Below are 15969 nucleotides of genomic sequence, written 5' to 3' on the forward strand. Positions count from 1 at the left end.
TTACCAACAGGATACCCGGCATGAACGAAAACTCAATACACATTCGGAAAAACACATATGTTTTTAATGATGGGTTTGAATCGCGACGGATACAATATGTTAAATGTCTGTACAATTAGTAAACAGGGGCACTTCAAAACATCAAGTTATCTCCCTTGCGTCAGTCCAAAGCAGCATTGTTCAACTGCACTGCTTATTGCAAAGAGACGTGTCGCTGAAGGCATCACGTAGCGATATTTGGTGAAGAAATACGCTTTTCACCGAGGGCCTGGGCTAACGGTCTAACAGATCACCAACTGTTACGGGTACATTTTTGATAGGGGGATGTAAACTGAAGAACAGGACTCGACTAGACAGGTAAGTAAATGTATCCAATCAGCGATTTTGCGTACGGCATGCTTTCGATTGTCATTTTGTACGTTACAGTTGGCTTAATCCTCCAAGCGGTCAAAAAACCCTTACTCGCATTAAGGATGGTCTTAATGATTGTGATCCCTTTGATTACAACTTGGAGCACTATTATTTTCGTGGATCGTCGCTTTAGTTCGATAGACGGGGACAAGACTGCACAGACATTAGTTTCCATCATTGTGGGGATACTGGTTTTTATTCTCAGCAGCCATATCATTAGCAAGTTACTAGGATTTAAAAAGGATTGAAGCCGCTATAGGTCTTTACATGAGCATGGGCTGAAAAGGTCATTCTTGGTCATATCCTTTCGCACACATAGATGTTAACTATATGTTATATCCAACCACCAAAACGACTAACGTAATCAGAAATTCTTATAGAGATTGCACGACATCATGTTGCGCAATTCTGCCCTCCCGTTGAAGAAATCAGCACTCGATCAAATTTTGAATTTTTTTTCTTAATTATTGACATGTCTTCCAAGCCTTATGCTGAGTAGGGTTTTGCATTTTTACCCTTTCACAACCTCAATTTAACGTCAAAATCAACCCTTGTGCTGAAAAGTTTCGATACTAGAATACTCACCATATAGGGGATAACTGATTCAAAACCCCTATATGTAGTGCCCGTATGTAATACGTAGGCATAAAAAAACCGGATTCAATTTATGAACCCGGTCCTTGAAGCATGACCACCGTGAGTTTGCAGACTCATAACGATAGTTAGCCTCGCCATCATTTCTGACGGCTTGATTGTGCCAGGCTTGGTTGGTTGTGTAAACCATAAGTTTTTACGCAAAAGGAATTACCATGCTTATTCAGAAGAAGCGAATTAGAAACATCAACAACTACATCACTGTTTTTGATGGCTGAATCGCCACGGATAATCTAGACACTTCCTAGCCGTTGATAATACTGGTTTTCATATTCTGTCGGTGACATCTGATCGCTGGAACCATGCCGACGCTTACTGTTATAAAACATTTCGATGTAATCAAAAATATCGCTGCGGGCTTCTTCCCGCGTTCCGTAGATCTTTTTCTTTATCCGTTCGCGTTTCAACAACTGGAAAAAGCTTTCTGCAACCGCATTATCATGGCAGTTACCGCGACGGCTCATGCTGCCCTCCAGGCCGTGTGATTTCAGGAACGACTGCCACTCATGGCTTGTGTACTGACTGCCCTGATCCGAATGAACCAGCACCTGTTTTTGGGGATTACGGCGCCATACAGCCATCAGCAGTGCGTTCAGGACAATGTCCTTTGTCATCCGGGATTGCATGGACCAGCCGATAATTTTGCGTGAGAACAGATCAACAACCACGGCAAGATACAGCCAGCCTTCGTGGGTCCTGATGTAGGTTATGTCCGTTACCCAACGCTTATCCGGAGCATCCGGATTGAACTGTCGCTGGAGCCTGTTGGGCGACACGATACTGGCCTCGCCTTTACGTGCCCGCGGGCTCCGGTATCCGACCTGAGCCTTTATCCCGACACGTTTCATCAGTCGCCAGACTCTGTTCACTCCGCACTGTTGCCCGCTGTCACGCAGATCCAGATGGATTTTGCGATAACCATAGACGCATCCCGATTCCAGCCAGAACTGTTTAATCTGTCCTGTCAGTCTCAGGTCTGCCTGATGGCGTTGTGAATGCGGCTGCTGAAGCCAGGCGTAAAAACCACTGGGATGAACATCCAGCACCCGACAGAGCAGGCGAACAGGCCAGCAACAGGTGTTGTCACGGATAAAGGCGTACCTCAGTCGGACAGCTTTGCGAAGTACGCCGCGGCTTTTTTTAATATGTCCCGTTCGTCGGTAACCCGCTTCAGCTCTTTCTGGAGACGGCGGATCTCGGCCTGAGCATCTGACTGTTCTTTATTAGCGGAAGAATCCGGACCGTACTTCTTTATCCAGGCGTAAAGGCTGTGGGTGGTGATATCGAGACGTGTTGCAACGCTGGCAACAGAATAACCGCGATCAACAACCTGTTTGACTGCTTCAATTTTAAACTCTTCGGGATAACGCTTACCGCTCATGGGCACCTCTCTTTAAGCCATCTTAAATGACTCTGAGGTGTCTGTTAAACCCGTGGCGATTCAGGCAGAGATGTATTTATCGCTCATGCACTGCCAAGCCAACAAAAGGGGCAATCAATTGGGTTCACTGCTAACCAATCTCTTGGAGAGGAAGTTCTTCCTCACATCGTTGGTGCAATAACTCGCTTCAACGCCAACGGGAAATCAGTGCCAGACAAAACGTTGCCTAAAGAAACAGCTTATCGGCAAGTATCATGGACCTGGAAAAAATGGGTTGGTAGAGGCGAGACTGAAGAGGTCACTGAGACTCGAGAAATGGAGTATCAACGTTACCAGAGGATTTTCAGTCCACCACCAAGTATCGAGTTGAAAATTGTTGAGAACCTGAATGGTCAAAAGCTAGTGATTTCACCTAAGTTGACTTTGACAGAAGAAAACAAAGACCTTGTAACACATTGCGTTAACTTGTTTTTAGAGTTATTTGGTCTTTGCGAAGTTGTTGACGAAGATCTCAACACTATCGTTACTACTCAATCTATAAAACTAAACTGGAGTCTCCTACCTCAAGGACAATATCCTTGGACCACCATTGGTTCGCAAATTATGTCAGCTATCAAACCGAGAGGAAAAGGAAATGCTGCTGTTGTAGAGGGTAGACTTGAACTCATTAACAGTAAGCAACCTGATTTTGTCGCTGTCGGAAGAGCTGGCTTCCAGGGATATGTAATTTTTGGGTTTCCCAATCACAATACCTACGTATTGGAAAGCTCGCAATGTAACAACGCAACCTATATTTTTAACAACGATTGGCAACAATTATCCCAACTAACGAAAGCTGAGATATTAGATGGAAATTTGCACCGCGCCAGAGTAATTCATCGAAGAAACTGGGCTGCTGAAATCCTCAGATACTTACCTTAACAGCCATGAGTGCGGGAGCTATGTCTCCCGCACTTTTCCTAATGATATACATTTAACTTCAGACAATAGAAGCCATAAAGCCCCGTTAGTGGTACAAGCAACAAGCGGAGCGTAGCGACTGCATCAGGCCAACCTAGTTGGTTTCGCTTTGCGAAAGTCACCAGTGACCAAATCAGATTGTCAGAGGGATCACACCTTATCAGGGTGCTCGTGTACCTTTCGGAGCGTGAGCGAAGCGCTGGCAGAGCCTGCATGTCGTGTGCAGGTACGTTTACCACTATTCACCTGTTTCCGCAGCCACAAGGCCGCACATCGGGCTTAAATGCGTATGATCAATCTGTTCGGGAGTTATGCCAGGTATGCGGCTTTTTGTTCGTTGTTGTACTGTCGCGGTAAGAACTTGGAACCACCGCCAGCGTGATGATATGCTCCCTTGTACCACAGACCAATCACGCGACAGGTACGAGCGTAGAACAATGGGTAGTTTAAGTTGTAGCTGCTAAAGCGGGGCAACGTAACTAACTGATAAATCATAACTTGTTGATTTATCATGAGATTGGAGCGGGCGAAGGGAATCGAACCCTCGTATAGAGCTTGGGAAGCTCTCGTTCTACCATTGAACTACGCCCGCTTTGAGGTGCGTAAGGCATTATAGACCTTACGCCTCTTCATACAAGCCTCTTCACCACTAAGTGGCGATAAAATAATCACTTAGCACTTCGGTTTGCTGCCGGGTGCCGGAAGATAACGCTGCGGATCGATGGCCGTCGCCTTATAACGAATCTGGAAGTGCAGCTTCACCGAATCCGTTCCCGTGCTGCCCATGGTGGCAATCTTCTGCCCTGCTTTGACGTTTTGCCCGTTATTGACCAGCATCGTGTCGTTGTGCGCATAGGCCGTGATGTAGTCTTCGCCATGCTTAATCATGATCAGGTTGCCGTAGCCGCGTAGCTGGTTACCGACATAAACCACCTTACCTGCGCCTGAGGCGTAAACCGGCGTACCGCGTGCAGCGGCGATATCAATGCCTTTGTTCCCCCCTTCAGACAGAGAGTACGGCAGCACCACTTTACCGCTGGCTGGCCAAATCCAGCAGCGTTGACCGACCGGTGGCCAGGAGGACTGCGGCACCGCATAGGATGGCGTCACTTTAGCGGTTTTGCCTTTCGCAGAGGATTTTTTACCCGAGGTCGAACTGCCGTTAACCTTCAGCTTCTGCCCCACTTCGATGGTATACGGTGGAGAGATGTTATTCAGACGCGCCAGATCCTTCACGCTGGTCCCCGTCGCGCGCGAAATCCGATACAGCGTGTCACCGCGCTTAACGGTGTAGACCGAACCGGAATAGCTGCCCATATCCGAAGATTTACTCCCCGAACAGCCGGCCAGTAATAATGTCAGCGTCAGGCAAAAAATGGCGATGATGGGGTTTCTCGTCAGGCTTCCTGCAAACAAAACAGATCCTCGGTCAGCGTGAATGGCGCCCTATGATACCAGCCCTGGCAGAAATGGGTCAGCCCTTTTCCGCTCTGTGGGTCAAACCGTTCGTATAAGAATGCCGTATAATAGTGCTCTGCTGATGGTGCAGAACCATCCGCATCGTTGGCACTGGAGCACGAATGAGTATTCAAGAACACGTTATTTTGGTAAACGACCAGGGAATGGTGATTGGCACTCAGGAAAAGTACGCCGCACACACCACCCAAACCCCTCTGCATCTGGCCTTCTCCTCCTGGCTGTTTAACGCCGAAGGGGAGTGCCTGGTCACCCGACGCGCGCTAAACAAAAAAGCCTGGCCGGGCGTCTGGACGAATTCCGTCTGCGGGCACCCTCAAACCGGTGAAAAGACAGAAGAGGCGATTATCCGCCGCTGCCGCTATGAGGTTGGCGCTGAAATCACGGCGATTACCCCCGTGGCCGCCGAGTTTCGCTACCGCGAAACCGATCCTTCCGGGATTGTGGAAAATGAGATTTGCCCGGTATTCGCGGCACGTATTACCAGCGAACTGCGTATTAATCACGAAGAAGTGATGGAATTTGAATGGGTTGAACTGGAATCGTTGTTCCAGGCCCTAAACGCCGCGCCCTGGGGTTTCAGCCCGTGGATGGTGCTGGAAGCAACGGTCGCACGAGACGCTTTGAGAGCGTTTGCCGCGCAATAAAAAAGCCCCTAACGGGGCTTTTTTTACATCTTAACGCCTTATTTCACCGGACGCATCGCCGGGAACAGGATCACGTCACGGATGGTGTGGCTGTTGGTGAACAGCATGACCATACGGTCGATACCAATACCCAGACCCGCCGTCGGTGGCAGGCCGTGCTCCAGCGCGGTCACGTAGTCTTCGTCGAAGAACATCGCTTCGTCATCGCCCGCTGCTTTCGCATCAACCTGATCCTGGAAGCGCTGCGCCTGATCTTCCGCATCGTTCAGCTCGCTAAAGCCGTTGCCGATTTCACGGCCGCCAATGAAGAATTCGAAACGGTCAGTGATTTCTGGGTTCTCGTCATTACGACGCGCCAGCGGAGACACTTCAGCAGGGTATTCGGTGATGAAGGTCGGCTGAATCAGGTGCGCTTCGGCCACTTCTTCGAAGATCTCGGTCACGATACGGCCCAGACCCCAGCTCTTCTCAACCTTAATACCGATGCTTTCCGCGATTGCTTTCGCAGAGTCGAAGTTATCCAGATCCGCCATGTTGGTTTCAGGACGGTATTTCTTGATCGCTTCGCGCATGGTCAGTTTTTCGAACGGCTTGCCGAAGTCGAACACTTCTTCACCGTAAGGGACCTGGGTGGTGCCCAGAATGTCCTGCGCCAGGGTACGGAACAGGGATTCGGTCAGCTCGATCAGATCTTTGTAATCTGCATACGCCATATAGAGTTCCATCATGGTGAACTCTGGGTTATGACGAACGGAGATACCTTCGTTACGGAAGTTACGGTTGATCTCGAATACGCGATCGAAGCCACCTACCACCAGACGCTTCAGGTACAGTTCCGGCGCGATACGCAGGTACATGTCCAGGTCCAGGGCGTTATGATGGGTGATGAATGGACGGGCAGACGCACCGCCTGGGATCACCTGCATCATCGGGGTTTCCACTTCCATAAAGTCGCGGTTCACCATGAACTGGCGAATACCGGCCATGATCTGGGAGCGAATTTTGAAGGTCTTGCGGGATTCATCGTTAGAGATGAGATCCAGATAACGCTGACGATAGCGCGCTTCCTGATCCTGCAGGCCGTGGAATTTGTCCGGCAGCGGACGCAGCGCTTTGGTCAGCAGACGCAGCTCGGTACAGTGGATAGACAGTTCACCGGTTTTGGTTTTGAACAGTTTACCTTTCGCGCCAAGGATATCGCCCAGATCCCACTTCTTGAACTGCTCGTTGTAGATGCCTTCCGGCAGATCGTCACGGGAAACATACAGCTGAATACGGCCACCCACGTCCTGCAAAGTCACGAAGGAGGCTTTACCCATAATACGACGGGTCATCATACGGCCAGCAACGGCCACTTCGATGTTCAGCGCTTCCAGCTCTTCGTTCTCTTTACCGTCGAAGTCAGCGTGCAGTTGGTCTGAGGTGTGGTCACGACGAAAATCGTTCGGGAACGGCACGCCCTGCTCACGCAGCGCTGCCAGCTTCTCGCGGCGGGTTTTCAGTTCGTTGTTAAGATCGACTACCGCGTCAGCGCCCTGTGCTTGTTGTTCAGACATGTTGGTTCCTCATAACCCTGCTTTCAAACTTGCTTCGATAAATTGGTCCAGGCTGCCGTCCAGCACCGCCTGCGTGTTACGGGTTTCAACTCCGGTACGCAGGTCTTTGATGCGGGAGTCATCAAGGACGTAAGAACGGATCTGGCTGCCCCAACCGATGTCGGACTTGTTATCTTCCATCGCCTGTTTCTCAGCATTTTTCTTCTGCATCTCCAGCTCATAAAGCTTCGCTTTCATCTGCTTCATGGCCTGGTCTTTGTTCTTATGCTGGGAACGGTCGTTCTGGCATTGTGTTACCAGCCCGGTTGGAATGTGGGTAATACGCACCGCCGATTCCGTACGGTTAACGTGCTGACCACCCGCACCGGAGGCGCGATAAACGTCAATACGCAGGTCCGCCGGGTTAATTTCGATATCAATATCTTCGTCAACTTCCGGGTAAACAAACGCCGAGCTGAAGGAGGTATGGCGACGGCCACCGGAGTCGAACGGGCTCTTACGCACCAGACGGTGAACGCCGGTCTCGGTACGCAGCCAGCCGTAGGCGTAGTCGCCAATGATCTTGATGGTGACGGATTTAATACCGGCCACTTCACCTTCAGACTCTTCGATGATTTCGGTTTTGAAGCCGCGCGCTTCTGCCCAACGCAGGTACATACGCGTCAGCATGCTGGCCCAGTCCTGCGCTTCGGTACCGCCAGAACCTGCCTGAATATCGAGGTAACAGTCAGCGCTGTCGTATTCGCCGGAGAACATACGACGGAATTCCAGCTGCGCCAGCTTCTCTTCCAGCACGTCGAGTTCTGCCACGGCTTCGTTAAAGGTTTCTTCGTCGTCGGCTTCGACGGCCAGCTCGAGCAAACCGGAAACATCTTCCAGCCCCTGAGCCATTTGATCCAGCGTATCTACGATAGCTTCGAGAGAGGAACGCTCTTTACCCAACGCCTGTGCGCGTTCAGGTTCGTTCCAGACGTCCGGCTGTTCCAGCTCGGCGTTTACTTCTTCAAGACGCTCTTTCTTGGCATCGTAGTCAAAGATACCCCCTAAGAACGTCAGAGCGCTCCGTGAGGTCCTGAATACGGTTTTTTACCGGATTAATTTCAAACATGGTCTGTTTTCTTTTATGGACTTGTCAAAATGCGGTGATAAGAGCGGGATTGTACCGAATCCACGCCCTTTTTTATAGAGATTACTGCCGCTAAATTGGCCAGATATTGTCGATGATGATCTGAAGGGTGCGGTTTCCGCGAAACTCGTTGATATCCAGTTTGTATGCCAGTTCGACCTCGCGCACGCCGTTGTCCGGCCAGATGGCCGTATCGACGTTGAAGGCGATGCCGTCCAGCAGCGGTCCGCCGCCAACGGGCTCAACCATGACTTTCAGATGACGCTCGCCGACGATACGTTGCTGAAGCAGGCGGAAACGGCCGTCGAACAGCGGTTCAGGGAACATCTGTCCCCACGGACCGGCATCGCGCAGCATCTGCGCCACGTCCATTGTCATCTCATGCGGTGAGAGCTCTCCGTCGGACACCACTTCTCCCTGCAACAAGGCAGGGTCAATCCAGTCGGTGACAAGTTCACCAAATAGCCGCTGAAATTCGTCAAATTTCGCCTCTTCCAGCGACAGACCCGCCGCCATCGCATGGCCGCCAAATTTGATCATCAGGCCCGGGTACAGCGTATCCAGACGCTCCAGTGCATCACGCATGTGAAGACCCTGAATCGAACGGCCAGAGCCTTTCAGCGTGCCGTCACCAGCCGGGGCAAACGCGATCACCGGGCGGTGGAAGCGCTCTTTAATGCGCGAGGCCAGAATGCCAACCACACCCTGATGCCACTCAGGATGATACATCGCCAGCCCGCCCGGCAGCGTTTCACCGCTGCGTTCGAGTTTTTCGCAAAGGGTCAGCGCTTCGACCTGCATTCCCTGCTCTATCTCTTTACGGGTCTGGTTCAACGCGTCGAGCTCATTGGCCAGGACGCGCGCTTCGCCGATGTTATCGCACAGCAGCAGCGCCACACCGACGGACATATCGTCCAGCCTTCCGGCAGCGTTCAGACGCGGCCCGAGGGCAAAACCCAAATCACTTGCCGCCAGCTTGAGCGGATCGCGGTTGGCAATTTCCAGCAGCGCCTTAATCCCCGGACGGCACTTGCCCGCGCGAATGCGGCTTAAGCCCTGCCAGGTCAAAATACGGTTATTGGTATCGAGCGGCACGACATCCGCGACGGTACCCAGCGCCACCAGGTCGAGATATTCGGCCAGGTTTGGTATGGCGATACCGCGTGATTCGAACCAGCCCTTATCACGAAGCAGGGTCCGCAGCGCCAGCATCAGATAAAACGCTACCCCCACACCGGCGAGAGATTTTGACGGGAAATCGCAGTCGCGCAGGTTGGGATTGATGATCGCTTCAGCGTCCGGCAACGTTTCACCCGGCAAGTGGTGATCGGTGACTAACACCGGGATCCCCAGCGCGTGCGCATGATCGACACCTGCATGGGAAGAGATCCCGTTATCAACGGTCATGATCATCTGTGCCCCGCGGGCGTGAGCCTGATCGACCACTTCCGGGCTGAGGCCGTAACCGTCTTCAAAGCGGTTCGGCACAAGGTAAGTGACGTTATCGCAGCCCAGCGCGCGCAGACTCAAAACGCTCAAGGCCGTGCTGGTTGCGCCATCTGCATCGAAATCCCCTACCACCACAATACGCGTTCCCTCACGGAGCGCGTTGTAGAGCATTTCGATGGCTTTTTCGATGCCGTTGAGCTGCTGCCAGGGCAGCATCCCTTTGACGCTGCGTTCAAGATCCTCAGCACTGCGCACGCCGCGGCTGGCGTAGAGACGCTTCAGCAGGGGCGGGAGATCGTCTGGCAAATCAACCGGTTCAACCGCCTCGCGGCGGCGCAATTTTATCGGGGCTTTCACGCGGATTATTTACCACCAAACTGTTTCTGGTGCGCGTCGAGGAACTCTTTCATCTCTTTTGGTCCCTGGTAACCCGGCACAACATAGCCATTGCTCAGTACAATCGCTGGCGTACCGCTTACGCCGAACTGCACGCCCAGCGCGTAGTGGTTAGCAATATCGATATCGCAGGACGCAGGCTTAACCTCTTTACCGCTCATCGCATCGTCAAACGCTTTGTTGCGATCTTTCGCACACCAAATCGCTTTCATGTCTTGCTCTGGCTGGCTCTGCACGCCTGCACGCGGGAAGGCCAGGTAACGCACGGTAATGCCCAGTGCGTTATAGTCTTTCATCTGCTCATGGAGCTTGTGGCAGTAGCCACAGGTGATGTCGGTGAAGACGGTAATCACATGTTTTTCCTGCGCCGCTTTATAGACGATCATCTCTTTTTCGAGCGCATTCAGGTTTTTCATCAGCAGCTGGTTGGTGACATTGACCGGCTGCGCGCCGCTCACGTCATACATTGGCCCCTGAATAATATGTTTGCCGTCTTCGGTGACATACAGCACGCCGCTGTTAGTCAGTACCGTTTTCATCCCGGCAACCGGTGCAGACTGGATGTCGCTGCTGGTAACGCCCAGTTTAGCCAGTGACTGTTTAATAGCGGCGTCATCCGCATGGGCGAACCCGGTAAAAGAGGCTGCCAGCAGGGTGAACAGCGCGAAAGACTTTTTCATAGTTGATCCCGTTACAATTTGTCGGCACTCACGCACGAGGGTGGTGCTGTTGGTGTAGCTGCCGCAGGCGTTCCGTCGCGACATGGGTGTAAATTTGCGTCGTAGAAAGATCGCTGTGTCCCAGTAGCATCTGCACCACGCGTAAATCTGCGCCGTGGTTTAACAGATGCGTCGCGAAAGCGTGACGCAATACGTGCGGCGAAAGCTTTTCACTGTCGATACCCGCCAGTGTGGCGTAATGCTTGATGCGATGCCAGAACGTTTGTCGTGTCATCTGCTGTGCGCGCTGGCTCGGAAACAAGACGTCGATAGACACGCCATTGAGCAACCATGGACGGCCATGCTCAAGATACGTTTCCAGCCAGTAAACCGCTTCTTCTCCCAGCGGCACCAGCCTTTCCTTATTTCCTTTACCGATGACGCGCACCACGCCCTGACGCAGGCTGATGTCGCTCATCGTCAGGCCAACCAGTTCAGAGACACGCAAACCGGTAGCATACAATAGCTCAAGCATGGCTTTATCGCGTAACTCCAGCGGCAGGTCAACAGCAGGTGACTGTAATAATCTCTCAACTTGTGCTTCGCTGAGATCTTTCGGCAGCCGCTGCGGGAGTTTAGGGGACGCCAGCAGCGCACTCGGATCGTCTTCCCGAATCTTCTCACGGTAGAGATGCTGGAACAGCCGACGCATCGCGCTGAGCAAGCGTGCAGAACTGGTGGCCTTATAGCCCCCTTCAACCCGTTCCGCGAGCAGCGCCTGAAGGTCGTCGCTTTGCGCACTCGCCAGCGATAATTCGCGACGCGCCAGCCACTCCACCAGCATGGTGAGATCGCGCCGATAGGCACTGAGCGTGTTCTCGGCCAGATTTTTCTCCAGCCACAGCGCATCGAGAAACTGTTCAACGAGTGCGAGATCCTTTTCCACATCGGCCCCTTTGATTCTGCAGTCAGGCCATTATGCCTGATTGCGACCGGTTTCTGGTACACTACGCACAAAGTCAAAGCATGAATTGAGATAGTTACGCGATGAATATTGGTCTTTTCTATGGTTCCAGCACCTGCTACACCGAAATGGCGGCAGAGAAAATTCGCGACATCATTGGCCCCGAACTGGTGACGTTGCATAACCTGAAAGATGACGCGGTCGCGCTGATGGAACAGTACGATGTACTGATCCTCGGCATCCCAACCTGGGATTTTGGTGAGATACAGGAAGACTGGGAAGCTATCTGGGATCAGCTCGATTCAGTCAATCTCGACGGCAAAATCATTGCGATGTACGGCATGGGCGATCAGTTGGGCTACGGCGAATGGTTTCTTGATGCACTTGGCATGCTGCATGACAAACTGGTACCGAAAGGGGCGACGTTTATCGGCTACTGGCCAACCGAAGGATACGAGTTCACCAGTCAAAAACCGATCATTGCCGACGGCCAGCTGTTTGTCGGACTCGCGCTGGATGAAACCAATCAGTACGATCTCAGCGACGAGCGCCTGCAGGCCTGGTGCGAACAGATACTTGGCGAAATGGCAGAAAAATTTAGCTAAGTGGGTTACTCCTGCGTCGGCTGTTGCAACAACATCCGGCGCAGATCTCGCCATTCTGAAGCATCCATACTGTCAGCCGCCAGCCACAGGTGCTGGCAACGCCCGCCGTCCACATTGCGTAACCGTAACATCATGCCGGAGTTGAGCATCCATGGCATACCCAGAATATCCCACTCTTTTCCCTGCCAGCGCAGGCGGGAATCCATCAGTAACTTGATCTCACCCTGACGAGCATTAATGCGACGCTGGCTGCGTACGCTGTCAAAAACGACAAACGAAAGTAACAGCAGCCACAGCGGTGTATAGCTCAGGGGCCATGGCATGAGTAACACGATGGCCGCAACCAGGCCGTGGAGCATTAACGACATCCACTGTGAGCGCCACGAGACGCGAAGATCAGATTGCCACAGGACCACGTTCCCGATTCCGTGTTTGAATTAATTGCACCATCCGTTGCAACTCGGTGTCGGCGGGTTTGCCGTGGTTCATCAGCCAGTTGAATAAATCCGGATCGTCAGACTCAAGCAGGCGAACAAACAGCCGCTTATCATCATCGCTTAAGCTGTCATACTCATATTCGAAGAAAGGCATGATGGAAATATCAAGTTCACGCATGCCGCGACGGCATGCCCAGTGAATACGGGCCTTGTTGTTAATATCCATGTTCAGTTTCCTGCATTACGTTTGGCACAGTCGGGCCCCCGTTCAGTGTTCTTTATTTCTCTACGGGGACACCAGCTAGTGTAACGTGTTTTTGACCGTTTCATTACTGGAATATTGCGATCAACGAGCAGGCTTCCAGAATAAACCCTACAAAGACAGCGGATTACACTATTTTGCGTAGCGCTACGCATAACCGGTTTATGGCACAAATGGTCTGCTGAAAGCGCTTGCATTGCCAGCAGGCTCTTTTACCATTAGGCATTATCAAAGCGTTAAGCAATTCAGGATATCGTTATGGCATTTACACCATTTTCTCCTCGCCAGCCCGCCGCCTCTGCGCGTCTGCCGCTGACGCTTATTTCTCTTGATGACTGGGCGCTGGCGACGCTCGCCGGCGCCGACGCCGAAAAATACCTCCAGGGCCAGGTCACCACCGACGTCAGCCAGATGACCGAACACCAGCACCTGCTGGCGGCGCATTGTGACCCCAAAGGCAAAATGTGGAGCAATCTGCATCTTTTCCGCCGTCAGGACGGTTTTGCCTTTATTGAACGCCGCAGCCTGCGAGATGCGCAGCTCAAAGAACTGAAAAAGTATGCAGTCTTTTCCAAAGTCACTATCGTCCCGGACGACGAACATGTTCTGCTGGGCGTGGCGGGCTTCCAGGCACGTGCCGCGCTGAAAAATCTGTTTGCTGAGCTGCCGGATGCAGAAAAACAGGTCGTCAGCGAGGGGGCCACCTCCATCCTGTGGTTTGAACATCCGGCGGAGCGCTTCCTTCTTGTCACGGATGCAGCAACCGCCGAACGCGTCACCGAAGCACTGCGCGGCGAAGCGCAGCTCAACAACAGCCAGCAGTGGCTGGCGCTGAATATTGAAGCCGGTCTGCCGATCATTGACGCCGCCAACAGCGCGCAGTTTATTCCACAGGCTACTAACCTGCAGGCGCTGGGCGGCATCAGCTTTAAAAAAGGCTGTTACACCGGCCAGGAGATGGTGGCGCGTGCAAAATTCCGTGGGGCAAATAAACGTGCACTGTGGACACTGGCAGGTCATGCCAGCCGCGTACCGGAAGCGGGTGAAGATTTAGAGCTGAAAATGGGCGATAACTGGCGCCGTACCGGCACCGTGTTAGCCGCCGTACAGCTGGATGATGGTCGTCTTTTAGTCCAGGCCGTCATGAACAACGACATGGAAGCCGACAGCGTGTTCCGCGTGCGTGATGATGCGAATACGTTGAGTATTGAGCCGTTACCGTATTCGCTGGAAGAGTGATGCTGTATCGCCCGGTGGCGCTGCGCTTACCGGGCCTACCGATCCCGTAGGTCGGGTAAGGCGAAGCCGCCACCCGACAACAAACTACACCTGCCCCACATACAAATAAATCGCCAAAAAATGGCACACGCTGCCGCCCAGTACAAAACCGTGCCAGATGGCATGATTGTATGGAATGCGCTTGCAGACGTAGAAAATCACGCCCAACGAGTACACTACGCCTCCCACTGCCAGCAACGTAACCCCGCCAACCGCCAGCTTAATCGCCAGTTGATACACCACAATCAGCGACAGCCAACCCATGGTCAGATAGGTCACCAGTGACAACACTTTAAACCGGTGTGCAATGGTTAGCTTGAAGAGGATCCCCAGCAGCGCCAGACTCCAGATGACAATCATCAGTCCGCGCGACAGCGGCGAGTTGAGCCCCACCAGCAGAAAAGGCGTATAGGTTCCTGCAATAAGCAGATAGATAGCACAGTGGTCAAATTTCTTGAGCCATATCTTGGCCCGTTGATGCGGAATCGCGTGATAGAGCGTCGACGCCAGGAATAACAGGATCATGCTTCCGCCATACAGGCTATAGCTGGTAATCGCCATCGCGCTGGCATTGGTATCAACCGCCTGTACCAGCAATAACACTAAACCGACTATCCCAAACACCAGGCCAATGCCATGGCTGATGCTGTTGGCTACTTCCTCCGCCAGTGAATATCCCTGTGCGATTAATGGTCTGCTCGCCATACAAAACTCCGGGAAACTAAAGATGATTATTCATCGCATGACTATGCTAACTGAGAATGATTCCAGTGAACACCTGTTAGCTAAAATATTTTCATTGTGATTTTTTTACAATAAAAATCAAAAACATAGATATATTTTTCACCTGACATTTGTTCACATTAAAATTTATGCTTTACGAATCAATAGCATAAAATTAGATCCTGCCGTCTGGCTGCATGTTATGATGGTTAAACGAGGTCTGAATGAGAGTTTTGCCACTGTGAGTATGTTCACCCACTCCGCCATTGCCAGTCTCAATAACCTGGAGATGATGGTCTACAACTATGTCATTAAAAACCGTGACAAAGTGATGTACATGACCATCCGCGAACTGGCGGATGCGGCGGGCGTCTCAACCACCACCATCCTGCGCTTTTGCCGTAAGCTCAACTGTGAAGGGTATTCTGAGTTTCGCGTGCGCTTTAAGCTCTATCTTGAACAGAACGAACCTCAGCAGGCGAATTTCGGCGCCAGCGAAATTATCAGTTTCTTTAAAAGCGTGAATAATGAAGAGTTCGACGCTTTACTGGATGACGCGGTAAATATCATTCTCTCTTCGGAGCGAATTATATTTGTCGGCGCAGGGACATCAGGATCGCTGGCAAAATACGGTGCCCGTTTCTTTTCGAATATCGGAAAATTCAGCAACCATATTGATGACCCTTATTTCCCGGTCACCAATGATATGGCGAAAAATGCACTGGCAATTGTGCTCTCTGTGTCGGGCGAGACCGAGGAGATCCTGCGCTTCGCCAGCCAGTTCAGCCTGCATCACTGCAAGGTTCTCTCCATTACCAGCCATGAACACTCACGCCTGGCAAAACTGGCGGACTTTAATCTCTCCTGGCACGTTCCCCAGACGCGTATTGCAGGCGTCTACGACATCACCACACAAATCCCCGTTATCTATATTCTGGAATCTCTCGGACGCAAACTGGCGAAGAAACTGGCGGAATAAAACATC

16 protein-coding genes and 1 tRNA gene are annotated in these 15969 nt (G+C 51.9%); 6 read left to right on the top strand and 11 right to left on the bottom strand.

What is annotated here, in order from left to right:
* Positions 1 to 365: 365 nt before the first annotated feature.
* On the top strand, positions 366 to 659 hold the full coding sequence (locus L3068_RS18610; RefSeq protein ID WP_117581045.1) for a hypothetical protein: 294 nt from the start codon (positions 366 to 368) through the stop codon (positions 657 to 659).
* Positions 660 to 1298: 639 nt separating this feature from the next.
* On the opposite strand, the gene L3068_RS18615 is transcribed toward L3068_RS18610, so the two are convergent.
* Positions 1299 to 2446 (bottom strand): IS3 family transposase gene (locus tag L3068_RS18615; RefSeq protein ID WP_089518920.1). Its coding sequence is split into 2 segments (ribosomal slippage): positions 1299 to 2209 and positions 2209 to 2446, totalling 1149 coding nucleotides; the frame shifts between segments, so codons are not numbered across the junction.
* A 207-nt stretch (positions 2447 to 2653) separates the two neighbouring features.
* On the opposite strand from L3068_RS18615, the gene L3068_RS18620 reads away from it, so the two are divergent.
* Positions 2654 to 3367, top strand: coding sequence for a hypothetical protein (locus L3068_RS18620; protein ID WP_236904759.1), 714 nt, complete (start codon positions 2654 to 2656; stop codon positions 3365 to 3367).
* A gap of 557 nt (positions 3368 to 3924) precedes the next feature.
* Here L3068_RS18620 and L3068_RS18625 read toward each other — a convergent pair.
* Positions 3925 to 3998, bottom strand: a tRNA-Gly gene (locus L3068_RS18625).
* An 80-nt stretch (positions 3999 to 4078) separates the two neighbouring features.
* Entirely contained in the window at positions 4079 to 4822 is a 744-nt protein-coding gene (actS, locus tag L3068_RS18630; protein ID WP_032635615.1) for an amidase activator ActS, read from the bottom strand.
* A gap of 164 nt (positions 4823 to 4986) precedes the next feature.
* Between actS and idi the strand changes: the two genes are divergently transcribed.
* Positions 4987 to 5529 (top strand): isopentenyl-diphosphate Delta-isomerase, encoded by a 543-nt coding sequence (idi, locus tag L3068_RS18635; protein ID WP_117581049.1) that lies wholly within the window; start codon positions 4987 to 4989, stop codon positions 5527 to 5529.
* 38 nt (positions 5530 to 5567) lie between these two features.
* On the opposite strand, the gene lysS is transcribed toward idi, so the two are convergent.
* The 5 genes from lysS to xerD form a co-directional block, all read right to left on the bottom strand.
* Positions 5568 to 7085, bottom strand: coding sequence for a lysine--tRNA ligase (lysS, locus tag L3068_RS18640; protein WP_014885130.1), 1518 nt, complete (start codon positions 7083 to 7085; stop codon positions 5568 to 5570).
* Positions 7086 to 7094: 9 nt separating this feature from the next.
* Positions 7095 to 8193 (bottom strand): peptide chain release factor 2 gene (gene prfB, locus L3068_RS18645; protein ID WP_096059326.1). Its coding sequence is split into 2 segments (ribosomal slippage): positions 7095 to 8117 and positions 8119 to 8193, totalling 1098 coding nucleotides; the frame shifts between segments, so codons are not numbered across the junction.
* A gap of 90 nt (positions 8194 to 8283) precedes the next feature.
* Positions 8284 to 10017, bottom strand: a complete 1734-nt coding sequence (gene recJ, locus L3068_RS18650; RefSeq protein WP_023331239.1) for a single-stranded-DNA-specific exonuclease RecJ — start codon at positions 10015 to 10017, stop codon at positions 8284 to 8286.
* Between the two features lie 5 nt (positions 10018 to 10022).
* Complete coding sequence (dsbC, locus tag L3068_RS18655; RefSeq protein ID WP_014885133.1) at positions 10023 to 10736, bottom strand: bifunctional protein-disulfide isomerase/oxidoreductase DsbC; 714 nt, start codon at positions 10734 to 10736, stop codon at positions 10023 to 10025.
* A gap of 28 nt (positions 10737 to 10764) precedes the next feature.
* The gene (gene xerD / locus L3068_RS18660; protein WP_014885134.1) at positions 10765 to 11661 is read right to left on the bottom strand and encodes a site-specific tyrosine recombinase XerD; all 897 of its coding nucleotides are present in this window, start codon (positions 11659 to 11661) and stop codon (positions 10765 to 10767) included.
* A gap of 101 nt (positions 11662 to 11762) precedes the next feature.
* Here xerD and fldB point away from each other — a divergent pair, with 101 nt between their 5' ends.
* Positions 11763 to 12284 carry a flavodoxin FldB gene (gene fldB, locus L3068_RS18665; protein ID WP_014885135.1) on the top strand — a complete coding sequence of 174 codons (522 nt, stop codon included), beginning with the start codon at positions 11763 to 11765 and terminating at the stop codon, positions 12282 to 12284.
* A 5-nt stretch (positions 12285 to 12289) separates the two neighbouring features.
* Here the strand turns inward: fldB and L3068_RS18670 are convergent, their stop codons facing one another.
* Both L3068_RS18670 and sdhE read right to left on the bottom strand, forming a co-directional pair.
* Positions 12290 to 12700, bottom strand: coding sequence for a protein YgfX (locus L3068_RS18670; RefSeq protein ID WP_014885136.1), 411 nt, complete (start codon positions 12698 to 12700; stop codon positions 12290 to 12292).
* The gene (sdhE, locus tag L3068_RS18675; RefSeq protein WP_010435322.1) at positions 12681 to 12947 is read right to left on the bottom strand and encodes an FAD assembly factor SdhE; all 267 of its coding nucleotides are present in this window, start codon (positions 12945 to 12947) and stop codon (positions 12681 to 12683) included. The genes L3068_RS18670 and sdhE overlap by 20 nt, the downstream gene beginning before the upstream one ends.
* A gap of 294 nt (positions 12948 to 13241) precedes the next feature.
* Between sdhE and ygfZ the strand changes: the two genes are divergently transcribed.
* Complete coding sequence (gene ygfZ, locus L3068_RS18680) at positions 13242 to 14222, top strand: tRNA-modifying protein YgfZ (protein WP_088127263.1); 981 nt, start codon at positions 13242 to 13244, stop codon at positions 14220 to 14222.
* 84 nt (positions 14223 to 14306) lie between these two features.
* Here ygfZ and trhA read toward each other — a convergent pair whose 3' ends face one another.
* Positions 14307 to 14966: a PAQR family membrane homeostasis protein TrhA gene (trhA, locus tag L3068_RS18685; protein ID WP_023331242.1), complete on the bottom strand. Its 660-nt coding sequence runs from the start codon at positions 14964 to 14966 to the stop codon at positions 14307 to 14309.
* Positions 14967 to 15231: 265 nt separating this feature from the next.
* Between trhA and L3068_RS18690 the strand changes: the two genes are divergently transcribed.
* Entirely contained in the window at positions 15232 to 15963 is a 732-nt protein-coding gene (locus tag L3068_RS18690) for a MurR/RpiR family transcriptional regulator (protein ID WP_014885139.1), read from the top strand.
* The last annotated feature ends 6 nt before the right edge of the window (positions 15964 to 15969 follow it).

It is taken from the genome of Enterobacter cloacae complex sp. ECL414 (assembly GCF_021869685.1).
Lineage (GTDB): Bacteria > Pseudomonadota > Gammaproteobacteria > Enterobacterales > Enterobacteriaceae > Enterobacter > Enterobacter kobei.